General features: G+C 71.2%; 20 protein-coding genes, 2 tRNA genes and 1 pseudogene. 11 read left to right on the top strand and 12 right to left on the bottom strand.

The genetic code is table 11. From position 1 onward, the window contains the following. Positions 1 to 5 precede the first annotated feature (5 nt). The 5 genes from dnaG (at position 6) to EKO23_RS11270 (ending at position 3,955) form a co-directional block, all read left to right on the top strand. Positions 6 to 1,901 carry a DNA primase gene (gene dnaG / locus EKO23_RS11290; RefSeq protein WP_134717263.1) on the top strand — a complete coding sequence of 632 codons (1,896 nt, stop codon included), beginning with the start codon at positions 6 to 8 and terminating at the stop codon, positions 1,899 to 1,901. Next, positions 1,898 to 2,401, top strand: coding sequence for a hypothetical protein (locus tag EKO23_RS11285; RefSeq protein ID WP_217702579.1), 504 nt, complete (start codon positions 1,898 to 1,900; stop codon positions 2,399 to 2,401). Before dnaG ends, EKO23_RS11285 begins: the two co-directional genes overlap by 4 nt. A 68-nt stretch (positions 2,402 to 2,469) precedes the next feature. Beyond that, positions 2,470 to 2,542, top strand: a tRNA-Asn gene (locus EKO23_RS11280). Positions 2,543 to 2,680: 138 nt separating this feature from the next. Further along, a complete protein-coding gene (gene gvpJ, locus EKO23_RS26690) occupies positions 2,681 to 3,100 on the top strand; it encodes a gas vesicle protein GvpJ (protein ID WP_134717261.1) in 420 nt (139 codons plus the stop codon). A gap of 60 nt (positions 3,101 to 3,160) precedes the next feature. Further along, the gene (locus EKO23_RS11270; RefSeq protein WP_246051030.1) at positions 3,161 to 3,955 is read left to right on the top strand and encodes an aldo/keto reductase; all 795 of its coding nucleotides are present in this window, start codon (positions 3,161 to 3,163) and stop codon (positions 3,953 to 3,955) included. 110 nt (positions 3,956 to 4,065) lie between these two features. On the opposite strand, the gene EKO23_RS11265 is transcribed toward EKO23_RS11270, so the two are convergent. The 4 genes from EKO23_RS11265 to EKO23_RS11250 all read right to left on the bottom strand — a co-directional run bounded on the left by EKO23_RS11265 (position 4,066) and on the right by EKO23_RS11250 (position 8,005). Continuing rightward, the gene (locus tag EKO23_RS11265) at positions 4,066 to 4,512 is read right to left on the bottom strand and encodes a MerR family transcriptional regulator (protein WP_246051029.1); all 447 of its coding nucleotides are present in this window, start codon (positions 4,510 to 4,512) and stop codon (positions 4,066 to 4,068) included. Beyond that, positions 4,509 to 4,829 carry a hypothetical protein gene (locus EKO23_RS11260; RefSeq protein WP_134717259.1) on the bottom strand — a complete coding sequence of 107 codons (321 nt, stop codon included), beginning with the start codon at positions 4,827 to 4,829 and terminating at the stop codon, positions 4,509 to 4,511. Before EKO23_RS11260 ends, EKO23_RS11265 begins: the two co-directional genes overlap by 4 nt. Positions 4,830 to 4,903: 74 nt before the next feature. Beyond that, positions 4,904 to 5,641, bottom strand: a complete 738-nt coding sequence (locus EKO23_RS11255; protein WP_134717257.1) for a PIG-L deacetylase family protein — start codon at positions 5,639 to 5,641, stop codon at positions 4,904 to 4,906. Between the two features lie 9 nt (positions 5,642 to 5,650). Beyond that, positions 5,651 to 8,005 (bottom strand): xanthine dehydrogenase family protein molybdopterin-binding subunit, encoded by a 2,355-nt coding sequence (locus EKO23_RS11250; RefSeq protein ID WP_134717255.1) that lies wholly within the window; start codon positions 8,003 to 8,005, stop codon positions 5,651 to 5,653. Positions 8,006 to 8,138: 133 nt separating this feature from the next. Here EKO23_RS11250 and EKO23_RS11245 point away from each other — a divergent pair, with 133 nt between their 5' ends. The 3 genes from EKO23_RS11245 to EKO23_RS11235 all read left to right on the top strand — a co-directional run bounded on the left by EKO23_RS11245 (position 8,139) and on the right by EKO23_RS11235 (position 10,132). Next, positions 8,139 to 9,563, top strand: a complete 1,425-nt coding sequence (locus EKO23_RS11245; protein WP_134717253.1) for a wax ester/triacylglycerol synthase domain-containing protein — start codon at positions 8,139 to 8,141, stop codon at positions 9,561 to 9,563. After that, positions 9,553 to 9,990, top strand: coding sequence for an SRPBCC family protein (locus EKO23_RS11240; protein WP_134717251.1), 438 nt, complete (start codon positions 9,553 to 9,555; stop codon positions 9,988 to 9,990). The genes EKO23_RS11245 and EKO23_RS11240 overlap by 11 nt, the downstream gene beginning before the upstream one ends. Before the next feature lie 65 nt (positions 9,991 to 10,055). After that, positions 10,056 to 10,132, top strand: a tRNA-Ile gene (locus tag EKO23_RS11235). Between the two features lie 422 nt (positions 10,133 to 10,554). Here the strand turns inward: EKO23_RS11235 and EKO23_RS26450 are convergent. The 3 genes from EKO23_RS26450 to EKO23_RS26125 all read right to left on the bottom strand — a co-directional run bounded on the left by EKO23_RS26450 (position 10,555) and on the right by EKO23_RS26125 (position 11,726). Continuing rightward, positions 10,555 to 10,689: a hypothetical protein gene (locus tag EKO23_RS26450; RefSeq protein ID WP_281280906.1), complete on the bottom strand. Its 135-nt coding sequence runs from the start codon at positions 10,687 to 10,689 to the stop codon at positions 10,555 to 10,557. A gap of 222 nt (positions 10,690 to 10,911) precedes the next feature. Beyond that, positions 10,912 to 11,064, bottom strand: a complete 153-nt coding sequence (locus EKO23_RS25245; RefSeq protein WP_167880429.1) for a hypothetical protein — start codon at positions 11,062 to 11,064, stop codon at positions 10,912 to 10,914. Positions 11,065 to 11,252: 188 nt separating this feature from the next. Beyond that, positions 11,253 to 11,726, bottom strand: coding sequence for a DUF5994 family protein (locus tag EKO23_RS26125; protein ID WP_246051028.1), 474 nt, complete (start codon positions 11,724 to 11,726; stop codon positions 11,253 to 11,255). A gap of 925 nt (positions 11,727 to 12,651) precedes the next feature. Here EKO23_RS26125 and EKO23_RS26685 point away from each other — a divergent pair. Then, positions 12,652 to 12,855, top strand: a pseudogene (locus EKO23_RS26685) (GAF domain-containing protein); the annotation flags it as partial. A gap of 9 nt (positions 12,856 to 12,864) precedes the next feature. Beyond that, on the top strand, positions 12,865 to 13,179 hold the full coding sequence (locus tag EKO23_RS26680) for an ANTAR domain-containing protein (protein WP_425464393.1): 315 nt from the start codon (positions 12,865 to 12,867) through the stop codon (positions 13,177 to 13,179). Between the two features lie 264 nt (positions 13,180 to 13,443). Here EKO23_RS26680 and EKO23_RS11220 read toward each other — a convergent pair whose 3' ends face one another. The 4 genes from EKO23_RS11220 to EKO23_RS26675 all read right to left on the bottom strand — a co-directional run bounded on the left by EKO23_RS11220 (position 13,444) and on the right by EKO23_RS26675 (position 15,100). Beyond that, positions 13,444 to 13,764: a hypothetical protein gene (locus EKO23_RS11220; protein WP_134717247.1), complete on the bottom strand. Its 321-nt coding sequence runs from the start codon at positions 13,762 to 13,764 to the stop codon at positions 13,444 to 13,446. A 39-nt stretch (positions 13,765 to 13,803) separates the two neighbouring features. Then, positions 13,804 to 14,052: a hypothetical protein gene (locus EKO23_RS11215; RefSeq protein WP_134717245.1), complete on the bottom strand. Its 249-nt coding sequence runs from the start codon at positions 14,050 to 14,052 to the stop codon at positions 13,804 to 13,806. A 2-nt stretch (positions 14,053 to 14,054) separates the two neighbouring features. Beyond that, complete coding sequence (locus tag EKO23_RS11210; RefSeq protein ID WP_134717243.1) at positions 14,055 to 14,591, bottom strand: DUF5994 family protein; 537 nt, start codon at positions 14,589 to 14,591, stop codon at positions 14,055 to 14,057. Positions 14,592 to 14,659: 68 nt separating this feature from the next. Further along, entirely contained in the window at positions 14,660 to 15,100 is a 441-nt protein-coding gene (locus EKO23_RS26675) for a DUF5994 family protein (protein ID WP_425464392.1), read from the bottom strand. Positions 15,101 to 15,964: 864 nt separating this feature from the next. Between EKO23_RS26675 and EKO23_RS25235 the strand changes: the two genes are divergently transcribed. Beyond that, entirely contained in the window at positions 15,965 to 16,333 is a 369-nt protein-coding gene (locus EKO23_RS25235; protein WP_167880427.1) for a hypothetical protein, read from the top strand. Between the two features lie 634 nt (positions 16,334 to 16,967). On the opposite strand, the gene EKO23_RS25230 is transcribed toward EKO23_RS25235, so the two are convergent. Then, entirely contained in the window at positions 16,968 to 17,345 is a 378-nt protein-coding gene (locus EKO23_RS25230; RefSeq protein ID WP_167880426.1) for a hypothetical protein, read from the bottom strand. Positions 17,346 to 17,376 lie beyond the last annotated feature (31 nt).

Raw genomic sequence — 17,376 nt, 5'->3', positions numbered from 1 at the left:
GCGACGTGGCTGGCCGGATCAGGGACGAGGACATCGCGGAGGTCCGCGAGAAGGCGCGGATCGACGAGGTCGTCTCCTCCTACGTCACGCTCCGCAACGCCGGCGGCGGCTCGATGAAGGGCCTGTGCCCGTTCCACGACGAGAAGTCCCCGTCGTTCCACGTCACGCCGGCCCGACACTTCTTCCACTGCTTCGGCTGCAACGAGGGCGGGGACGTCTTCACCTTCCTCATGAAGATCGACGGCATCGGCTTCACCGAGGCCGTCGAGCGGATGGCCGACAAGACCGGCGTCACGCTCCGCCGCGAGGACGGCCCGGGGGAGGTCCGGCAACAGCGCGGGCCGCAGCGCGGCCGGTTGGTCGCCGCGCACAAGGAGGCGCAGGCGTTCTACGCCGACGCGCTCGGCGGCCCGGACGCCCTGGTGGCGCGACAGTTCCTCGGCGAGCGCGGTTTCGACAAGGACGCGGCCGACACCTTCGGCATCGGCTTCGCGCTCCGCGACGGCGAGGCCCTGCACCGGCACCTGCGGCAGAAGGGCTTCAGCCAGGAGGAGGTGGTCACCGCGGGCCTGGTCGGCGAGGGCCAGCGCGGCCTCTACGACCGGTTCCGGGGCCGGCTGCTGTGGCCGATCCGGGACGCCTCGGGTGACACGATCGGCTTCGGCGCGCGCCGGATCTTCGACGACGACCGGATCGAGGCGAAGTACCTCAACACCCCCGAGACGCCGATCTACAAGAAGTCCCAGGTTCTCTACGGCATCGACCTGGCCCGGCGGGAGATCGCGCGCTCCTCGCAGGCCGTCGTGGTCGAGGGCTACACCGACGTGATGGCCTGCCACCTCGCCGGCGTCGGCACCGCGGTCGCCACGTGCGGCACCGCGTTCGGCGACGACCACGCGCGGGTGCTCCGCCGGTTCCTGCACGACCACGAGGAGTTCCGCGGCGAGGTGATCTTCACCTTCGACGGCGACGCCGCCGGCCAGAAGGCCGCCCTGCGGGCGTTCGGCGGCGACCAGAACTTCGTGTCGCAGACCTACGTGGCGATCGAGCCCGACGGCCTCGACCCGTGCGACCTGCGGATCCGGAAGGGCGACGCCGCGGTGCGCGAGCTGGTCGCCCGGCGGGTGCCGCTCTACCGGTTCGTGCTCTCCAACGTGATCGGCCGCTACGACCTCGACCGGGCCGACGGCCGGGTGGACGCGCTGCGCGAGGCGGCGCGGCTGGTGAGCAGCGTCCGCGACAAGTCCAAGGTCGACGCGTTCGCGCGCGAGATCGCCGCGACCATCGGGGTCGACGTCGACGAGGCCCGCGCGGAGGTGCGCCGGGCGGCCGCCCGTGGCGGCAAGCCCGCGGGCCCGGGACGAGCAGGCCGTCCGGACGAGGTGACCACGGCCGAGCGCCCCGCCGCGCCACCGGTGCCCGACCTCCGCGACCCCCGGTTCGCGCTGGAGCGCGAGACCCTCAAGCTGGTCCTGCACCACCCGGCGACGGTCGGCCGGTTCGCCCGCGACCTCGACACCAACGACTTCACGCACCCGACCTACCGCGCGGTCTGGGAGATCATCGCCAAGGAGGGCGGGGTCGAGGCCGGCGCCGCCGACCCCGGCTGGGCCCCGCGGCTGCGCGACCACGCCACCGACCCGGCGACCTCGTCGGCGCTGAGCGCCCTGTCGGTCGAACCGATCCTGTCCGCGAAGGAGCCCGACACGGCGTACGTCCACGCCCACGTGTTCCGGCTCCAGGAGCTGACCGCGATGCGCCGGATCACCGACCTGAAGTCGCGGCTGCAGCGGACCAACCCGGTCGAGCACGCGACGGAGTACAACCGGATGTTCGGTGAGCTGGTCGCGCTCGAGCAGCACCGCCGCAAGCTGCGCGACCTGGCGATGGGTGCCCAGTGAGGGGACTGGGCCCCGGGCGCCAGCCGGACGCCGTACGCCGCGCTCCGGTGGGGCCTGGCGAGAAGGTGCTGGCCGGAGTCGTCGCGCGCGACGGGACGATCGCGGTCGGCACCCGCGACGCGCTGTACGTCGGCGACCGACGGATCCCGTGGGAGACCGTCGAGCGGGCCGACTGGGAGTCCGACGACAGCACGCTGACCGTCACCGAGGTCGGCACCTGGGGCGAGCGGCGACCGGTGCACCGCCTGCTGGTCGACGAGCCCGGGCGGTTCCTGCCGTTGGTGCGGGAGCGGGTCACCGCCAGCGTCGTGCTCCAGCGGCACGTGCCGGTGAACGGCCGCCGGGGCGTGTTCGTGATCGCCCGTCGGGCGCCCCGCGGAGACCGGCCGCTGAGCTGGGTCTACGAGTTCGAGGAGGGCGTCGACCCCGACGACCCGGCCGTCCGTGCCGCCGCCGAGGAGGCACTGGCGCAGGCCCGTGACGAGGTCGGCCTGGGCTGACCGATCGGCCGGCCCGGATTTCGCCGCCCGGGAGGTCCCTTGCTATTGTTCCCGGGCTGCCACAGCGATCCCCTGTAGCTCAACTGGCAGAGCATTCGGCTGTTAACCGGAGGGTTGTTGGTTCGAGTCCAACCGGGGGAGCCCAGGAGCCGCCCCTGACCCGCACGACGGGTCGGGGGCGGTCGTCATTTCTCGGGCTGCGCCGTGTGGTGCGGCGTCCGCTGGGTACGGGACCTCGGTTGTTGTTGTCCGGGGGACGAGTGACCGAGGGAGCCCGGCATGCGGGAACAGGGGTCGGGGTATCTGGCGCGCCCCGCGCCGAGCGGACTGGCCGACGTCGTGGAGACGATCCTCGACAAGGGGATCGTGGTCGACGCCTACGCCCGCGTCTCCCTGCTGGGCATCGAGGTGCTCACGCTCGACGCCCGGGTCGTGGTGGCCAGCGTCGACACCTACCTGCGGTTCGCGGAGGCGACCAACCGCCTCGACCTCGACGAGCTCGGCGGCGAGAGCCCGGTCGAGCTCCTGACCGAGGGTGCCGGGAAGGTGATCGAGGGGGTCGCGAGCAACGTGGCCGAGCGCAAGGTCGAGGGCGTGGTCGAGAAGGCGGGCGACGTGGTCGAGGGGGTCGCCGGCACCCTCGCCGACAAGGGGGAGGAGCTGGTCCACCAGGCCCTCGGTGACGACCCGACCCGCTGAGCACCTGCCGCGTTCGTCGAAACGGTTGCGCGGTGCAAGGGGTCGCCTAGGCTCCGGAGGGTGAGCCCCCGACCGCACGTGCCGACCCGCACCCTCCCGCTCCCGAGCGGTGCGGGGATGCCGCTCCTCGGCTTCGGCACCTGGACGCTGCGCGGGGAGCTCGCGGTGCCGGCGATCCGGACCGCGCTGGAGTGCGGCTACCGGCACGTGGACACCGCGACGATGTACCGCAACGAGGCCGAGGTGGGCCGCGCGCTGCACGAGAGCGGCGTCCCGCGGGCCGAGGTGTTCGTGACCACGAAGTGCCCGCCGAGCATGGCCGGCCGGGAGCTGGAGACGCTGCAGGCGAGCCTGGACCGGCTCGGTCTCGACCGGGTCGACCTCTGGCTGGTGCACTCGCCGGTCCGTCAGGGCAGCACCGTCGACACCTGGCGGGCGTTCGTCGAGGCCCGCGAGCGCGGCTGGGCACGCGACATCGGCGTGAGCAACTTCGAGCCCGCGCTGATCGACGAGGTGACCGAGGCGACCGGCGTGACCCCGGCGGTGAACCAGATCGAGTGGAGCCCGCTGCTGCACCGGCCATCGGTCGTGCAGGCGCACCGGGCCCGGGGCGTGGTGCTCGAGGGCTACAGCGGCCTCCGGGGCGGCGTGCTCGAGCACGAGGTGGTGACCGGGATCGCCGCGGACCTCGAGCGCACCCCGGCCCAGGTGGTGCTGCGCTGGCACCTGCAGCACGACGTGGTCGTGATCCCGCGGTCGACGCAGCGCGAGCGGATCGTGGCCAACGCGGACCTCGACGGCTTCGAGCTCTCGCAGGAGCAGATGGCCGCCCTGGACGCCCTCGGCCGCGCCTGACCCCCAGACCGCAAGCTCAGGCGTCGGTGATCCCGATCCCCACCAGTCCGGCGACCGGGGCGGCGCAGCAGGCGGCGCACGCGGCCGCTCCCGCGCCGAGCACGTGCCGGTCAGCCACGGTGCACCGCCGCGAGGTCGACGAAGGGCAGCGGGCAGCTGTCGGACTCCGCACACTCCAGCAGGTCGTCGCAGCCGGCCTCGAGCGCCTCGCACAGCCGCCCGCGGATGGTCTCGAGGTCGGCGATCCGCTGCTCGACCTCGGCGAGCTTGGTGCGTGCCGACGCCTGCAGCCCGGCGTCCGCACGGCCGTGCCGGTGGCGGCCGGCGGCGAGCAGGTCGGCCACCTCGTCGAGGCTGAACCCGAGCCGCTGCGCCGCCTTGATCACCCGCAGCTGGGTGACCACCCCGGGCGGGTAGAGGCGGTGCCCGCCGGGGCTGCGGGCTGGCTCGGAGATCAGGCCGCGCCGCTCGTAGTAGCGGAGCGTCTCGCCGTTCACCCCGGCAGCCTCGGCGACCTGACCGCTGCGCAGGTGCGGCTCGTCGTACGCCGCGGTCACGATGCCCGCTCCGCCAGCGCGTCGAGCACGTCGACCCGGGCCGCCGGGACCGACACGTCCATGCGCACGCCGCCGTCCGCGGGGGTGACGGTGAAGGTGAAGAACGAGCAGCAGGCGGACTCCCGGGCGGCGAGGTCACGGGCCGTCCCGAGCAGGTCGCCCGGTCCGGCGAGGACCAGCCGGAGCAGGGTGGGGGAGGGGCGCTCGACGGCGGTCACGGTCGCGAAGAGGTCGTCGAGCTCGGCCACCCGCAGGGGCCGCTCGGCGGTCGGCAGGGTGCAGGCGTCGACGTCCGCCCAGGTGTCGGGAGAGCTCATGCAGCGAGGGTAAACCCGTACCTCGGTACGGATTGCAAGTGCGCGTGGGTGCGGCGACCCGGGACTGGCGACCGTCAGCCGCCCCAGCCCATGGGGAACACCTCGAACGGCGCCGCGTAGGTGACCCCCAACCGGGATCCCGGTGGGCGGGTGAAGCCCTCGAGGAACTCACGCGGGTCGAAGTCCGTCCAGCCGAGCCCCCCTATGTAGGCCCGGTGCGCCTCCAGCGAGGCGACGCCGACGTCGAAGGTGTCGGTGATGTCGACCGCGTGCCGGCCGTCGGGGGAGCCGAACGCCCAGACCGCGCGGACGCCGCCCCAGGGCTCGAGCCCGTCCTGCTCGACCTGGTCGCGGAACACCCAGCGGTTGCCGGCGTCGCGCACCGCGTCGAGGACGCCGCGGCCGATCGCGATGTGGTCGGCCTGGTTGAGGTTCTGCCCGCCCCAGGTGTCGCGGAAGTTGCCGGTGATCACGATGTCCGGGCGGTGCCGGCGTACGACGGCGGTGAGGGTGCGCCGCAACGGGACGCCGTACTCGAGGACGCCGTCGGGGAGGCCGAGGAACTCCACGGTCTCGACACCGACCAGCCGGGCTGACGCGACCTGCTCGGCCTCCCGCACCCCGCGGCACTCGTCCGGGTCCATGCCGTCGATGCCGGCCTCGCCGCTGGTGGCCATGCAATAGGCGACGCTCTTGCCCTGTCCGGTCCAGCGCGCGACCGCGGCCGCGGCCCCGAACTCCATGTCGTCGGGGTGCGCGACGATGCACAGCGCGCGCTCCCAGTCCTCGTCGAGCCGGGTGAGCTCGTCCATCCGTCCCTCCTAGATGTTGGCCTGCTCCTCGTCCTCGTCGCCCGCGTCGGTGACCGGGATCGTGTCGAACGCGGCCGGCGGCTCCGACCACGGGTCGGCGAGGTCGCCACCCTGCGCCGCCAGCACCGCGCGCGCGACGCTGGCGGGGGAGAGCGGCAGGTCGAGGTGGCGCACCCCGAGGTGGCTGAGTGCGTCGACCACGGCGTTCTGCACCGCGGGGGTCGACCCGACGGTCGCGGACTCGCCGATGCCCTTGGCGCCGAGCGGGTTGCGGTCCGTCTCGGTGACCGTGTTGGCCAGCGTCATCGGCGGCATGTCGACCGCGCTCGGCATCAGGTAGTCGGCGAACGTCGAGGTCACCGGGTTGCCGGCCTCGTCCCACTCGAACGCCTCCCACAGGGCCTGCGAGACCCCCTGCGCGACGCCGCCCATCTGCTGGCCGGCCACGATCAACGGGTTCACGATCCGGCCGCAGTCGTCGACCGCGACGTGGTTCAGCGGGCGGACGCCTCCGGTCTCGGTGTCCACCTCGACCACCGCGACGTGGGCGCCGAACGGGTACGTCGCGCCGCCGGGGACGAAATCGTGGTCGGCCACGACCGGTTCACCCGCGCGGGCCACCACCTCCTCCCACGTCACCGTCGCACCGGGGGCGCCGGTCACCCCGAAGCCGCCGTCGACCACCTCGATGTCGTCGACGCTGGCCTCCAGGAGCTCGGCCGCCAGCGCCCGGCCGCGGTCGGCGACGGCGTCGGCCGCGCCAGCGACTGCGCTGCCGCCGAGCTGGAGGGAGCGGGACCCGCCGGTGCCCTCGCCGCGCGGGACGACGGCCGTGTCGGACTGCTCGAAGCGCACCTTCTCGAGGGGTACGCCGAGCCGGTCGGCCACCAGCATCGAGAACGTCGTCGCGTGGCCCTGGCCGTGCGCGGAGGTGCCGGCCCGGACGGTCACGGTGCCGTCGGTGCCGACCTCGACGTGGCCGAACTCGCCGCCGCCCCCGCCGGTCACCTCGACGTACAGCGCGAGGCCGATGCCGAGCTGGCACACGTCACCGCGCTCGCGGCGGGCGGCCTGCTCGGCCAGCAGGCCGTCGTACCCCGCGATCCGGAGCGCCTCGTCGAGGGCCTTGGCGTACTCGCCGGTGTCGTACTCGGTGCCGATCGCGGTCGTGTACGGGAACGCGTCGGGTGCGATCAGGTTGCGGCGCCGGATCTCGACCGGGTCGAGGCCGGTCTCGTCGGCGGCGAGGTCCATCAGCCGCTCCAGCATCGCCGCCGCCTCCGGGCGGCCGGCGCCGCGGAAGGCGCCGTTGGGGCTGGTGGTGGTTGCGGCCGCGATCGCGGCGTACTCGATCTTCGGGATCGCGTAGACGCCGCTCGACATGCTGCGTGTCGACCACGCGGCCAAGGCGCCGCCGAAGCCGCCGTACGCGCCGCAGTCGCCGACCACCCGGCACCGCAGCCCGGTGATCCGGCCGTCGGCGTCGAGCCCGAGCTCGGCGTACTGCACCTGGCCGCGGCCCTGCATCGTGAGCATCGCCTCGGAGCGGGTCTCGGTCCACGCGACCGGTCGGCCCAGCTCGCGCGCCGCCGCCGCCACGACCACCGTCTCCGACGACGTACCGGCCTTCCCGCCGAACGCGCCGCCGACGTGCGGCGCCACGACCCGGATCCGCTCGGCGTCGAGCCCGAGCGCGCGGGCCGCGCCGGTACGGGCGTTGTGCGGCATCTGGGTCGAGAGGTGAAGGGTCAGGTCGTGCGGGCCGCCCTCGTCCCCGGGCACGGCGAGCACCGCGTTGGTCTCCAGGGGGGCGACGGCGAGGCGCTGGTTGACGATCCGGGCGCGTACGACGTGCGCCGCGCCGTCCAGCGCGCCGACCGCCCTGCTCCGCACGCTGTGCACGATGTTGCCGGGCACGCCGTCGTACTGCGCGGGTGCGCCGGGCGCGAGCGCCGCCTCCATGTCCACCACCGCGGGCAGGTCGTCGTAGTCGACGTCGACCAGCTCGGCCGCGTCCACCGCCTGGGCCCGGGTCTCGGCGACGACCGCAGCCACGATGTCGCCGACGAAGTGCACCCGGTCGACGGCGAGGGGCGGCCGCGCGCACTTCGGGTTGGTGCGCACGAACGCGAAGCCGGGCTTGAGACCGAGGTCGCCGCCGCGGTAGACCGCAACGACGCCCGGAGCCTTGCCCGCCTCGGTGGTGTCGACACCCGCGAGACGGGCGTGCGCGACGGGGGAGCGGACGAACGCGACGTGCAGCGTGCCGTCGATGCGGAGGTTGTCGACGAACGTGCCGCGCCCCCGGAGCAGGTCCGGGTCCTCGACGCGGCGCACGGCATTTCCGAGCAGTGAACCGGGCATGCAGCGGAGACTACGCCCCGCCACGAGGAGGCCCGCGCAGAGAACGCCGTCTGGACGGCGTCCGCGGGACCTTCGGCCCGCCCGCCCCGCCCGGGACCGTCCTAGCGTGAGGAGCGAGGTGGAGGAGCGTCCCATGAGCGAGTTCATGCGCAACACGGATGCGTTCGCGCTGGGCATGGAAGCCGACGCCCGGCTCCGCTCGACGGTGGTGTCGGTCGTGATGCTGGACCGACCGCCGGACTGGGACGTGCTGGTCGACCGGTTCGAGCGGGTCTCGCGGCTCATGCCCATGTTCCGGCAGCGGGTCGAGCCGACCCTTCCGCCGGCCCCGCCCCGGTGGGTCTACGACGCCGACTTCGACCTCCGGTTCCACCTGCGGCGCGTGATGGCGCCCGAGCCGGGCACGCTCGAGACGGTGCTCGAGATGGCGCGCAACGCGGAGATGGCGGAGTTCGACCACGCGCGCCCCATGTGGACGGTGACCCTCGTCGAAGGACTGCTCGACGATGCGGCAGCGCTGCTGGTGAAGATGCACCACGCGCTCGCCGACGGCATCGGAGCGCTCCAGGTCGCGACCCTGGTGTTCGACCTCCAGCCGGAGCCGGCCGACCTCGGCCCCCTGCCGCCGGTGCCCGCGCCCGGCGCCACCGGCCCGCTGGCGGGACCGCGACGGGCCCTCGGGTACGACGTGGCAGTGGCCGGGTCGCTCCTCAAGGGGGCCACCGTGGGCACGACGAAGGCCGCCGCGGCCCTGGTCCGCCACCCCCGGACCACGGTCCGGTCGGCGCTCGGCACGACGGCGTCGGTCTACCGGACGGTGCGGCCGATCAACCGGACGGCCTCGCCGATCATGAGGGACCGACGCATGCTGCGCGAGCTGGGTGTGCACCAGGTGCCGCTCGCCGAGCTGAAGGCGGCCGGCAAGAGCGCCGGCGGGAGCCTCAACGACGCGTTCCTGGCGGGCGTGACCGGCGGGCTGCGGCGCTACCACGAGCACCATGCGGCCACGCTCGGCGACCTCCACGTCACGATGCCGATCAGCATCCGGTCCGACGGGGACGCCGAGGGCGGCAACCGGATCACGCTCATGCGGTTCGACGTGCCCGCGGGCGTCCGCGACCCCGAGGAGCGCATCCGGCTGATCCACGAGGTCGCCGGCAAGGCTCGCCGCGAGCCCTCCCTCCCGCTCACCCAGGCGATCGCCGGCGGGCTGAACCTGCTCCCGCGGTGGTACATCGCGGCGATCCTGCGCCACGTCGACTTCCTCGCGAGCGACGTCCCCGGGGTGCCGTTCCCGGTGTGGGTCGGCGGGGCGGAGGTCACCATGCAGTACGCCTTCGGGCCGACGATCGGCGCCGCGGTCAACGTCACCCTCCTCACCTACCGAGGCACGTGCGCGCTCGGGATCAACGTCGACAGCGGCGCGGTGCCCGACTCCACGGTCCTCCACTCCTGCCTGGTCGACGGTTTCGACGAGGTGCTGGCCCTGGGCCGCGCCTCGGCCGAGCCGCCACCACCCGCCGTACGACGGCGCTCGAGGGCGTCCGATGCCCACTGACCACGCGCAGCAGACCGTCGAGGTCGCCGCCCCCTTCGACGTGGTCCTGGCCACCGTCCGCGACGTCGAGGGCCAGCCGGACTGGATCCCGGAGATCATCGAGGCCGAGCTCCTCGAGGTGTACGAGGCCGACGAGCTGCCGGCCACGGCGCGTTTCAAGGCATCGGCAACGGTCGGCACCGACCACTACACGCTGTCCTACGAGCACGGCGACGACACGATGAGCTGGACGATGGTCGAGGGCCACCTGCAGACCGGGCAGGAGGGCTGCTACAGCCTGCGTCGGGTGGACCCCCGGACGACGTCCGTCACCTACGACCTCACCATCCACCACAACCTCCCGCTGCCCGGCTTCGTCCGCAGCCGGGTCATCAAGGGGCTGGTCGCCAGCACGCTCACCGGGCTGAAGGCGCACCTCGAGGAATGAACGACCCGGGAACCCGTGGCCGCTTCCGCCGGTGCGGCGGCTCTCCGGATAGGGTCCGGTGCACCGGGGCGGTAGCTCAGTCGGTCAGAGCAGAGGACTCATAATCCTTGGGTCGTGGGTTCGAGCCCCACCCGCCCCACCAGCCCCACACCCCACCCACCACACTCAGGTATGAGCCCGGGTCCCCCCTTGACGGAGTGGCCCGGGTTCATGGGAGCTCAGCGTGCAGGAGCAGGAGTACCAAGCCGTGATGGCGCTTCTGGCCCGATGCGCCCGGGACGCACGGCTTGCGACTGTCCAGGCGCTCCGCTCGACTGCCGCTTCCTAGGAATCTCAGCCCCGAGATTGCGGCGCGCAAGACATTCGCACACGTCGATGAGCACGAGCCGATCAGAGTAGTGATCGACGAACGGAGCGCGACCAGCGAAGCCCAGTCCACCGCGTCGCGAGCGTTCGGAGGCTGTCCCGGTAGCCCGGGCACTTCCGACAACCTCCGTCGCCGGTCGAGGCCACCGTGCATCTAGCTACGAGGCGCCGCCGATCCTCAAAGCGCGGAGGGAGGCGTCACTTCTTCTTTGTCGGGTGGATCTTGTCGGAGAAGGTCTCCTCTGACGCTTTGCTGCGCTTCTCGGCGCGCTTCTCCTTGATTGACTTGCCGGACTTCTTGGACATGCTCTGACGCGGCGACTTGTCGCTCATGGGGGATCTCTCTGAGAGGAAGCCTGAATGGCTCCGTGCCTCGACACTACGCCTCGCCCGGGCGGGACTTCCGCGTCATCGCGGCCATTGAGCAGGCTGACCAGTCTGTGGGCGTGTCTCTCTGGACACCGACGGGTCATACGTGCGGGCTCGGGACGACACAATTCGGTCGCGCCGTGCGGCATAGCCAACGTGGCCGTCTGGGTCCGCGGCTGAATCCAGTCAGTCAGGGGAGTCCGGCAGCGCGCGCAAGTAGGCGTCAACCTCCTCATGCTCGTGACGCTCAGCGCGCAGCTTGCGGCTCGCCTCGGCCGCGTTGGCTCGGGCGGTGTCCTGGCTGGCCAGCCTCCACCAATTGCGGTTGATTCTCGGCATGGGCCCTCCTCTGGTGGTTGGGATGCACGTCGGTCATCCCCCGCGTTGGGGACCAGGTCGCGCGAGAGCCGGCGCAGATCCGCGTCGACAAGTGGTGCGCCCCGGGGCGAGTTGTGAACCTGGCCGGGCAACGCTAGGCACATCTGCAGTCGCCGGTAAGGGGTCACCTTGGCTGCCGCCCAACAGCTTCAGGTCGGCACGTCGTCCCATCTCGCCCAGTCAGTATCGTCGCTCCCGTCGGTCATGCGGCCGTCCCGTGCTGCCGCGAGCAGTTGCCGGTGTGCCTCACCGGGGTCGGTGCTGCTGGGTACCACGAGAAGCCGGAGCCGTTTCCCCGTTGCCATCGTGACGATCATCAGGTGAGTGTCATCACTGGGGAACGAGCCGACCTTCACCGGTCCCCGCCGGGCCTGGACACTTCGAACTCCGCGACCCGCAACGACCGAGTCGTCCCAGTCCGGCCGTGAGTACAGGAGACGGTAGACCCGGCCCTGCTCGCCCACCGGAAAGTTGTCGATCAGGTCGGCGGCTTCTGCTTGAAGGTCGCGCGATTGAGGCCACCAGACACCATCGAGGCGGGGCGGAGAAGTCTCGCGGAGACGGATGCGCAAGGGGTCCCGAACTTCGGGCACAGATGTGGGGGTGTTCGCTGAGGTCGTCATGACCAGCGTCCTTCGTCCCTGTCCCGCAACTCAACGAGTTGGCTTGACAGGCTGGTTGCGTGCAACCCTACCCGGCGTCCCTGAGCCTTGCGCCGAGCGGCCGCGCGTTGGATCGCGCGCTTTCGGCGGTGGATCCAGTCTCGGACTCAGGCAGGGTCCAGATCTTCGCAGACGTCGGATTCCGGGTCGGGCGAAGCGGCGATTGCGCTGGGCACTCGTGCAAGCAGCACTCAAGTCCCCAGCGAGCTCCTCACGCTCTGCAGGTGACGGCTCGGTGCCAGCTCTGGCCTGTCCGACGACGCAGCTGGTTGAGGAACCTGTCGGCGAGTCGCGGCCTCGTGATGGGGGCAAGCTCGTGCACTACTGCCGGTCCCGGTGATCGCGTCCCGGAGCAGGTGGGCGTTGGCGAAGTCCAACTCGCCGCGACGCTCACTCTGGGTTGCTGGTGGTCGTCGATGCCGACCCTGATCGTGACGCCCGGCCCCTGCTCGGGCAGTATCGGCCACCCGCGGGGGTTGTGCTTCGAATTCGGTGGCCACGTCGATTCCCCGTTCAGCGCCAACATCCGTGGCCCCACGAAAGTGCCGGCACTTCACGGAGCCTCGTACCACGATGCTGGGCTGTTCACCGAACCTTGCCTTCAGGGTAGGCCCCGGGATCCATCGAGCTCAACGCCTCGTGCGCATGAACAACGGGGGTAGCCTGGTCAGGCCGAGAGTCTCTCGCGCATTGCCAACAAAGGTGATGTCGTTCCCGGTGTTCGGGACGAGCGGTGGCCGGCCAGGCGGTCGTCACCGGTCAGTTGGCAGCGCGATGGACCGGAGCGATGACAGGTCTTCGTTGCCTCCCGAGCTGGCGACAGGGCTGGCTGAGCTGGCCAACCTCCTGATGGCCACCCCCACCGTGAGCGGGCCGCACCGATCAGGTTACGGTCGTCCGTGACCTGACACGCGAGGACCGCTGGGTCACCTACGTCACCAACGCCCTCGGATACGGTGCCCGCAGCTCGCTCTCCCTGCCCCTGAGCATCAATGGGAAGACCTACGGAGCCTTGAACCTCTACTCACGTGCAACCGATGCCTTGGGCGATGCAGAGCGGCAGAGGGCCGAGTTCTTCGCGGTCCAGGCATCGGCGGCGCTGTCTGTCGCCAGACGCCAAGCCGAGCACACCCAACTGACCGAGCAGCTGCGCGATGCCCTGGCCACCAGGGCGGGGATCGACCAGGCACTCGGGATCCTGATGGCCCAGCAAGATTGCACCCACGACCAGGCGTTCGCGATCCTCCGCAGCGCATCCCAGCATCAGAACCGCAATTTCGGGACGTGGCCGCCGGGATCGTCGCTTCGGTCACCGGGGAGACGCCCAGCCCGCCGCGCTTCGACGACCCCGCCTGACCCACCAGCGACGGGGCCCGCGAGGACGCTGAACGCGTTGACGCGCGAGCATCGCTGAGGGGCGTCGCCGGCGTCGCGCCGCGCCGTCGAGGTGTTCAAAGGACCGCTCCCCGTGGAGCTACCTCGACGGCTGCAATGCCCCGTGCGTACAACACCAGTAGTCGATCGCCATGCCGGCAACGAAGGACGCCCGAATCGTTCGACAGTGTGGCGACGACGTTGTCGATCGCTTCGGCATCGCTCCCTGCCTCTGGATCTTCGTACGTGACATCCATGCTGCTACCGCCGACGAGCCGGACACGAAGCACCGTGCTGGCCGTGGTCATGGGCCGATGGCGGTGCAGGCCTGCTGCTGCACTCGCCGGGCCGCGTCGCGGGCGGCCCCCTCGCTGGGGAACCAGTCACCCGAGACAGCGACTCGGATCCCCTCGGGGCGCCAGGCTGTCCACAGCCACAGGCCACCACGCTTGGCCTGGACCCGGTAGTCGGGATCATCGGCGTTGACCCGGAAGTCATGAGCCGCCTCATCTGCATACGCAAGGCTGGCGAAGGTCCGCCCAGCCCAGGCGACAACCCGGTTGTCGTCATCGAGCAGCCACCACGCCGGCTTGCTTGCCAGATTCGTCTCGATGATGAACTTCATGATCGGCCCTTCATTCCTCTCGTCCATCGGCGGTCGTCGTCAGGCGTACTGGCCAGTCGAGTCGCTGTCCCCGGCTCCACTCGATCCGTCCAGCACCACAGCGGCCGCGACCAGCGCCCACGAGACCACGAGCGTGGCTTCGACCTCAGATCCGGGATCGACCACGGAGAGCTTCCCGGTGGAGTCCGTGCCGACTTGGGAGAGCTGGGCGCGGACTTGTTCTTCCATACCGGCAGCGATCCGCCAGCGCTGGGTCCAGCCGTTCCCGTAGAGCATCACGTAGGCCACGGTCACCTGCTTGTCCGGAACGAAGGCGCAACGGGGTGGGGTGCCCACCATGGTTCGCCGTCGTCCGCCCAGTGGTCCATCGGGCGGCTGTCCGGGTCTTCGATGACCTCGTCGAGAAGGTCCGCGGCCGAGGACGCATTGCCCGTGGTGGCCGCAGCCAGCAGAGCGTCGTCACCCCGAGTGAAGTCGGGCGGTACGACCAGGAGGCGCAGCACGGTCCGGGCCGAACTCGTGAGATGGACCAAGTGGACGTGGCCGCGGGACAACGAACCGACCCTCACGTGACCACCGGCGACAGGAATGCGCCGCGGAACGGGGCCCCAGTCACGCGGCGAGATCAACGCGCTGACGAACCGCCCCAATCGCGCGGGCAAGTGGTCGACCAGGTCGGACAGTTCGATCGCCAGGTCGCGGCTCTGGGGCCACCACCCGCCGTCCAGATGGTCTCTGCCGGGCTGCTCGGTGATGCGCATCCGCAGCGGACCACGGCCCCGCGTCGGGACCTCGGAGATATCCACCGGACCGTTCGACGTCGACATGACGTCCGCCTCTCGACCGGAGCGGGCGTCCGGATGGAGGTCTCATCGCCGGTCAGTCAGGCCCAACTCTACGCCCGGGAGGAAGGCCGATCTTCGCCGGGGTCCGTTCGGGGAGCCACCCATACGACCCGGAGCCGGATGATCTCCGAGCCCAACAGCCGCAGCAGGACCAGGCCGCCGGTCCGACGTGCGGGAAGGAAACCCACCTTGATCCGGCCGTGTCTGGTGAACACCTCCTCGGCCACCACGTCCCAGTCGCCCGGGGAGTAGACCAATCTGTCGATCCGTCCGCGTCGCTTGGGGAAGTCATCTACCAGATGCGGTCCTTCGCGGGTGAGGTCCCGACCGTGGGGCCACCACACCCCGGCTGCTGGAGCACCCCCCAAGGTCGGCGCGAGATGCAACCGGAGCACCCCGAGCGCCTGCGCGTGGCGGTACGGGTAGGCGAACTCCGAGGCACGCAAGACGTCCGCCTCTCCTGGCGGCCGCCGGACCGACGCAGGATGCATCGGCGCTCCATCGACCTGCCTCGAGCATACGTCGGCCGTGAAACGCCAGCCCACTGAGCATGCAACGCTCCCAACCAGGGCCCCTGATCGTGCGATCTGGGGGACACGGTTGCTTCGCTCCCGAACGATGCAAGGAGCTTCCACGGTTGGCGCCAACCAGGGGATGGAGTCAGGCGCGCCCGGACTACGACGAAGTGATCTGCCGGATGCCGTCGACCGCGCCCGCGCGCCCGGCACAAGCACTGTGGGTCGCGGACCCCGACCACATCGCGTGTCCGTAGACCGCTCCGTCTCCAGCGGGGGTCAGGAGACGAGGCGGCTGCGTTGGAGGGTGGACAAGCTGGTCATCTACGACATACCACCTCTAAGGGTGATTGACGCCCAAGAGGATGCTGGCGAGGCCGAGTTTCGGCGGGGGAAAGGCAATCAGCGCCATCGGTTGTGTCGCTCGAGGTCGGGGGCCTCGGGCGGCTCTCTCGTTCCCGCTGCTCCAGACAGCGGAGCAGCGGCCCTGCGGGTGAGTCCGGCTGACCGGCATCGCGCATCCGCGTTGCTGATCGTTGCCGTGCAGCACCATTGAACCGGCTGGCCAGCCGCGGCCAAGCTGACCGTGGCGAATCAGGCGCAAGTCCGCACGCCGTCATCTTTGCGGCGGGTCACGCACACGTGACCCGGCCCCCAAGGTCCCGGGCGTGGAAGCATTCGAGCAGTCTGAAGGCGCGCCACCCAGACAGCCAACGAGCTGCCCGACCCCGGGAGAGTACGTTGGACGCCACCTGACTAAGACGCGGCTTGGCGTCCTCACCCACGGGATTGTCAGCGGAACGGAGCAATGCGCATGTCAACTCACCGGCGAGCTGTCTGATGCCCGAGGAACGGAGGCGCTCCGCGGACGGCTGGTCACCGGATGCGCGAGGCGCTGCCCTTGCTCAGTACCTCCGCGAACGGGCCGCCGCCTTCTCGATGTCCGCCGATGTCACCGGAGTGCAGGACACGGCACGCGCTGGAATGGCGCTGCTCGATGCCGCCACCGTCGCGGACTCGATGTCCACGAGTGACGCCAGGCTCAGGTTGCTCTCCGAGGCGGGCCTCTTCGAGTCGATGCCGGAGGGCCGCGCCCGATTCACGGAAACGCCGGAAGTTCGCGCCGCCATTCAGCGGCCCCTCGTCTCGGATCGGCACACCGGCGTCGAGATCATCGCTGAGCTGGTCGCGAGCATTTGCAGACCCTGAAGAGCCACTCTGTCGGGGACGGCGCTGTCGGGCCCGGCTCTCGATCGCACCAGCAGTGTCCTCAGGCGCCCCACGGGGACGCCCCGTGACAGGGTGCCGATCAAGGCTCAAGGCGCCGGCTCCGCCGGCGCGACCCGGCTGCGTTGCGGCGCTGGCGCGCCGGCCTCGCCGAGCCTCGGTGCCCGTGCAGGCACACACGAGTCCCGTCCCCTCGCCGTCGATTGTCCGGTCGCCGCCCGGCGAGCCAAGAGCGCGGACGCGTCGCTCCGCGATCGAGCAAGCTCGACTCCTGACACACCGCACGGCGACCTCAGCAGCGGCAGCTACGAGGGGACGGGCCGGTCCGACAGTCATCGCCAGTCCCAATCGGTCCGCACCAGGTGCAAGGTGGGGGAGAAGGGCCGTCATCCGTCCGAAGACGTTTCCGCAGGTCAGCGACCCACCTGCACTGGCCTGCACTCCTCCGAACTGGCACGTCGATGCCTGGGTCGTCGCGCGGCGCATCGCGCGCCGTGTGGGCCTTGACGTACGTCGTCTCAGCGAGGCGGCCGAGGACTACGGACGCCTGCCCGGGACGACGTGGGCGAGGCCCGACCGTCCGGAGGCCGGCCTCTTCGTGAGGCCAGCGGGAACGCTAGTCGCTCGTGCCCTGGACCGCCTCGAGCCGACGCGTCCACGCCTCCGCGGAGGTGTCCGGGTCCTGATCGTAGGGACCGGCGGTGCGGTGTTGGAGCGCCTCGAGCCGCCGCGTCCACGCCTCTGCGGAATCGGAGAGCACCCGGTCGCTGTAGACCGCCGGGAACCGCTGCTCCCACGGGTCGCGGCCGTAGTTCTGGGCTGCTTCCGCGACGTTGTCCGAGCGGGTGACCGGGTCGGACGGGTCGGTCTCGGAACCGCAGGCAGTGGCGAGTGCGGCCAGCGAGACCGCGGACAGGGCGAGGGCCAGGTTGGTGGACAGGTTGGTTGCGGCGAGCGGGCCCGTCAGGCGGGTGATGGCGCTGTTGGTGTTCATGGCGGTGCTCCTTGGTGTGGTGGAACGGGTG

The organism is Nocardioides guangzhouensis (genome assembly GCF_004519545.1).
GTDB classification, from domain to species: domain Bacteria; phylum Actinomycetota; class Actinomycetes; order Propionibacteriales; family Nocardioidaceae; genus Nocardioides; species Nocardioides guangzhouensis.
The sequence above is the reverse complement of the archived record's forward strand: the minus strand, read 5'-3'. Positions and strand labels throughout refer to the sequence as shown.